The sequence below is a fragment of the Phenylobacterium sp. genome (assembly GCF_036263695.1).
Classification (GTDB): Bacteria; Pseudomonadota; Alphaproteobacteria; order Caulobacterales; family Caulobacteraceae; genus Phenylobacterium.
Map to the genome: position 1 here is coordinate 1 of NZ_DATAGM010000245.1, position 4,201 is coordinate 4,201.

8 protein-coding genes are annotated in these 4,201 nt (G+C 69.9%); 4 read left to right on the forward strand and 4 right to left on the reverse strand.

The window, feature by feature from the left end; genetic code table 11:
* Positions 1-409 (forward strand): hypothetical protein (locus VHK87_RS09880; RefSeq protein ID WP_329634727.1); only part of this gene is annotated, 409 nt, incomplete at its 5' end.
* A 133-nt stretch (positions 410-542) separates the two neighbouring features.
* Here the strand turns inward: VHK87_RS09880 and VHK87_RS09885 are convergent.
* Both VHK87_RS09885 and VHK87_RS09890 read right to left on the reverse strand, forming a co-directional pair.
* Complete coding sequence (locus VHK87_RS09885; protein ID WP_329634728.1) at positions 543-818, reverse strand: hypothetical protein; 276 nt, start codon at positions 816-818, stop codon at positions 543-545.
* Positions 819-879: 61 nt separating this feature from the next.
* Positions 880-1,362 carry an SRPBCC family protein gene (locus VHK87_RS09890; RefSeq protein WP_329634729.1) on the reverse strand — a complete coding sequence of 161 codons (483 nt, stop codon included), beginning with the start codon at positions 1,360-1,362 and terminating at the stop codon, positions 880-882.
* Between the two features lie 176 nt (positions 1,363-1,538).
* Here VHK87_RS09890 and VHK87_RS09895 point away from each other — a divergent pair, with 176 nt between their 5' ends.
* Together VHK87_RS09895 and VHK87_RS09900 are read left to right on the forward strand one after the other, a co-directional pair.
* Positions 1,539-1,796, forward strand: a complete 258-nt coding sequence (locus tag VHK87_RS09895; protein ID WP_329634730.1) for a hypothetical protein — start codon at positions 1,539-1,541, stop codon at positions 1,794-1,796.
* Between the two features lie 55 nt (positions 1,797-1,851).
* A complete protein-coding gene (locus VHK87_RS09900) occupies positions 1,852-2,253 on the forward strand; it encodes a hypothetical protein (RefSeq protein ID WP_329634731.1) in 402 nt (133 codons plus the stop codon).
* Between the two features lie 66 nt (positions 2,254-2,319).
* On the opposite strand, the gene VHK87_RS09905 is transcribed toward VHK87_RS09900, so the two are convergent.
* Both VHK87_RS09905 and VHK87_RS09910 read right to left on the reverse strand, forming a co-directional pair.
* On the reverse strand, positions 2,320-2,640 hold the full coding sequence (locus VHK87_RS09905) for a UrcA family protein (protein ID WP_329634732.1): 321 nt from the start codon (positions 2,638-2,640) through the stop codon (positions 2,320-2,322).
* A gap of 260 nt (positions 2,641-2,900) precedes the next feature.
* Positions 2,901-3,215 carry a UrcA family protein gene (locus VHK87_RS09910; protein ID WP_329634733.1) on the reverse strand — a complete coding sequence of 105 codons (315 nt, stop codon included), beginning with the start codon at positions 3,213-3,215 and terminating at the stop codon, positions 2,901-2,903.
* A 194-nt stretch (positions 3,216-3,409) separates the two neighbouring features.
* Between VHK87_RS09910 and VHK87_RS09915 the strand changes: the two genes are divergently transcribed.
* Positions 3,410-4,102, forward strand: a complete 693-nt coding sequence (locus VHK87_RS09915) for an ABC transporter ATP-binding protein (RefSeq protein ID WP_329634734.1) — start codon at positions 3,410-3,412, stop codon at positions 4,100-4,102.
* Positions 4,103-4,201 lie beyond the last annotated feature (99 nt).

Below are 4,201 nucleotides of genomic sequence, written 5' to 3' on the forward strand. Positions count from 1 at the left end.
GCCTGACGCCGTCATCGCGATCGTCGAGGGCGACGGTCCCGCCGAGGCGCCCTGGCGGGAGGCCTACGGCGCCGTGATCCGCGGCTGGGTGGAGCGGCTCGGCGGAGAGTGGAACAGCCCGGCCATGGCCGGCGCGGCCCGCGCCCACGAGGCCTGGATCGCCGAGCCGCGACGGCTGGAGTTCGCGCACGACGTCCAGATGGACCTCGAAGCCCTCATCGACGGCGAACATTCCCGGGCCACCTGGGCGAGAGCCAAGCTCGGCCACGACCTTGCCGCCGCCTTCGACACCGACCTGCGCCGCGCGCTCGCGCCGTACGCGGAGGACGGGATGCTCACCTACACCGTGCGCACGCGCCTGCTCTACGGGCGTCCGCGCAAGGAGCCCGCGCAGGCGGTGACTGGTTAGAGTGTCCCGGCGCAGGCGTTCCGGCGCCTCCGGGGGACATCTGACCTATCACTTGAGCAGGCGACTGCGGAGGTGACAGGTCAAGTCGTCCCACCCAGCAGGCGGCGAGGCTGTGCCGCGACGCCTTAACCCGTCACCGTCGGGCCGGCGTCGGCCTCGGGGCCCGTCCGCTGGGCTCCAAGGTCCAGGCGCCCCGGACGTTGACCTCAACGATATCGCAGTCGCCAACCCGGCGCAGGACGGTGCGGTAGAGGGATCCCGGCGGCAGCTCGGCCAGCCTGCGGGCGCCGGGGCGGTCCAGTGACTGGGCGGTGATGGGCCGCTCGGCCCTGCAGTTCAGCGTATCGGGCGCGGCCACGGCGGGCGGCGCGCCAGCGGCAAGGGCGGCCGCGAAGAGGATGGCGGACATCGGTTCGACCTCCGTTCGGCTCTCCCGCAGTCTACCACCGGGCCGCTTGGCGGGCCACGCGCTAGTCGGCCTCCGCGAGGGTCTTCATGGTCTTCAGCACGTTCGCAAACATCGCCGCGCGTCGGGCGCGGTCGGCGGCCTTGGCCTCGGCGGTCCCCAGCGACTCTGCGTCGTAGAACAGGCTGTAGACGATACGGGTCCCCTTCCCGTCCGCCGCCGGCGCGACCTCGACCGTGCCGTGGTAGTCGATCGGGCTCTTGGGCTGGGCGTAGGTGTAGGAGGTGGCGTTCCTGGCCACCAGCACCTCGTCGATCCGACCAGCGATCCGCCGCACGGCCCCGACCTCGCCGTCCTTGCCGGCGGTGATTTCGCAGCTGGTCCGCATCCATCCGCCGAGGTCGCAATAGCCGCCGACCTTCTTCCACACCGCCTCGGGCGGGCGGGCGACCTCCACCTCCTGGACGATGGAGACGTAGTCGGCGGCGCGCGCTTCGGTGGCCGCGAGAGCCAGGGCGGCGAGGCAGAGGGCGGCGAGTCGGGTCATGGCTTCACAGTCGCACACTCTCCGGCCGTCGCCAGCGGCTTGACCGCAGCCGCTCCTGCGCCAGCATGAGCCGATGCAGATCCAGACGTCTGGAGCGGCGGGCCCAAGGACTTCATCTGACCACCGGGGGAACCCGCAGGCCACCATCGTCGTCTCGCTGGCAGAGGAGATCACCGATGGCGAACGAGAACGAAAAGGCCGAAGGCAGCCTGACGGATGGCGGCAGCCTGCCGGGACGGCGCGATCCCCGCACCTTCGGCGGCGAGCGAGAGAAGAACCAGACGGCGGCCACGCCGGACGAAGACAAGGGCGCCCGCCTGCCCGGCGAAGCGGATCTGTCGACCCAGCGCGGCAAGGACCTGCCCGACGGCGGCTATGCGGCGCCCGGCGAGGACGATGCCGACCCCGACGGCGCGCGGGGCTACGGCGGCTGACCTGCCCCCGGAGCAGGCCGTGATAGGCTGAACCTCCGGAACGCCGGAGGGGGTTGTGATCTCGCGAGCATTGGCCTCAGCGGCGCTGGCGGCTTCGGTCGCAGCCTGCGGTCCGCTCACCGCGAAGGAAAAGCGCGATCTCGTCGCTGACCTCGTGGCGGAACGCTACGGCGCCTCCGCGCCGTTACAGATCCTGAAGCTGAGGGAGAGCCGCGACCGGCGGACCTATTGTGGAATCGCCTGGCTGCAGCCTGCCGAGGTAGCCGCCTTCCGCCTGGAGCTTGAAGCGCCTTTGCCTGAGGCGAGGGTCGCTCGAGCGATCATTCAGCCCCGGCCCGGCGGCGCCCCGGGCCGCGACTCTTCACGGGGGGCCGTGTTTGAAGACATCGAGCGGCTCTGCAAGGCGGAGGGCCTCGAACTCGGGACCTACCCGTCGGCCCCTGGATCCGAACAATAGAAAGAAGCCCGCCGGGCAGACCGGCGGGCTTCGTTTGCGGGGAGCAGCCCGCCGCAGGCGGAAGGTCTAGCGGGCGGCGTAGGCCTGGGCCTTCTCCGCCTTGGCCTGCTGCACCTTGACCAGCTTTTCGTTCATCTCGTCATGAACCGCGGCGACGCAGGTCCGGTGCGAGGCGAGGCGGCTGCCGGTGAGTGCATTGGCGCGGCAGTAGTCGTTCGCCGCATCCTTCACGCGGGACTGGAATTCCAGCTGGCCTTCGACAGTCGAGGGATCGATGTCGCCGATCTTGACGCTGGCGGCTTCGGCGACGCCGGCGATCGCGACCAGCGGCAGGGCGGCGAGGGCGATGGCGGCGATCCCGGCGATCTTGTTCACGTAGTTGGTCATCTGCGTTTCTCCTGAGCAGCGATGTTGTTGACGTTTCCGTCGATGACTTAGGAGATACTTTCGTTTGTCTTCGATGTCTTCTTAAAGGGGCGTAATGACGTCGATTTAAGGAAGTTACTCAGGTGTAATGATAAAGAACAACCGGCCAGCACCGCGACCTGCTTGTCGAGGACCTAAGACGCAAAGAAACCCGCCGGGCAGACCGGCGGGTTTCTGTATTGGGGGCGCGGTTGGGAGGGGGCCGAGCCCCAGGGGCGCCCTTAGCGGGCGGCGTAGGTCTTGGCGGCGCCCTGGTGCGCGGCGAGCTTCTCGGTCATCTCCTCCTGGACCGCAGCGATGCAGCTGCGCATGCCCGAGGTGCGGCTGCCGGTGATTTCGCTGCCCTTGCAGAACTCGGCGGCGGCGTCCTTCACGCGGGCCTTGAACTTGGCTTGGCCGTCGGCGGTGGAGAGGTCGAGGTCGCTGATCTGCACGGTGGCCGGGGCGGCTTCGGCGATGCCGGCGATGGCGACCAGCGGCAGGGCGGCGAGGGCGATGGCGGCGAAGCCGGCGATCTTGTTGGTGTAGTTGGTCATCTGCGTTTCTCCTGAGCAGCGGTGTTGTTGACGTGTTCGTCTATGACCTGATGGATACTCAGGCGCTCCGCAGAAGTCTTGTTAAAGGGCCGTAATGACGCCGATTTAAGGAAGTTACGGCAATGTAATCTATTGCGAATAGTTTAACCACGACGCCGCTGGCGCACGGCTCGGGCGGCGGGATAGGCTGGGGCATGCCCTCCCCCGCCGGCGCGCCGCTGGTCAGCCTTACCGGCCTCTCCAAGTCCGTGCCCGGCGGCCGTCGGCTGTTCGAGGGTCTGGACCTTCGCCTGGCGCCAGGCGAGTTCGTCGCGGTGATGGGCGAGTCCGGGGTTGGCAAGTCCACCCTGCTCAACCTGGTCGGCGGCCTGGACGTGGCCGACGCGGGCGAGGTGGCGATCGAGGGCCGGCCCCTCTCCGGCCTCACGGACGACGAACGCACCCTGCTGCGGCGGGACCGGATCGGCTTCGTCTTCCAGGCCTTCCACATCCTGCCGCACCTTACCCTGGCCCAGAACATCGCCCTGCCGCTGGTGCTGCAGCGCCGCGCGGCGGCGCAGGCGCTGGAGCGGGCCCGGGAGATGTTGGACGCCGTCGGCCTCGGCAGCCGGGCCGAGGACTACCCGCAGCAGCTGTCGGGCGGCGAGCTGCAACGGATCGCCATCGCCCGGGCCCTGGCCCACCGCCCGGCGCTGATCCTGGCGGACGAGCCGACCGGCAACCTCGATCCGGAGACCGCCGGGAAGGTGCTGGCGCTGTTCGAGGGCGAGGTGCGGCGGGCCGGCGCCGGGGCCATCCTGGTGACCCACTCCGAGGCGGCGGCGGCGGCGGCCGACCGGGTGCTGCAGCTCACCCCTCATGGGCTGGAGCCCCGCCATGGCGGCTGAGGGGCTGGCGAGCCCCACCGCGCTGCGCTGGATGATCCTCGGCGAATGGCGGGCCCACCCGGCCCGGGCCCTGGCGGCGGCCATCGCCATCGCCGTGGG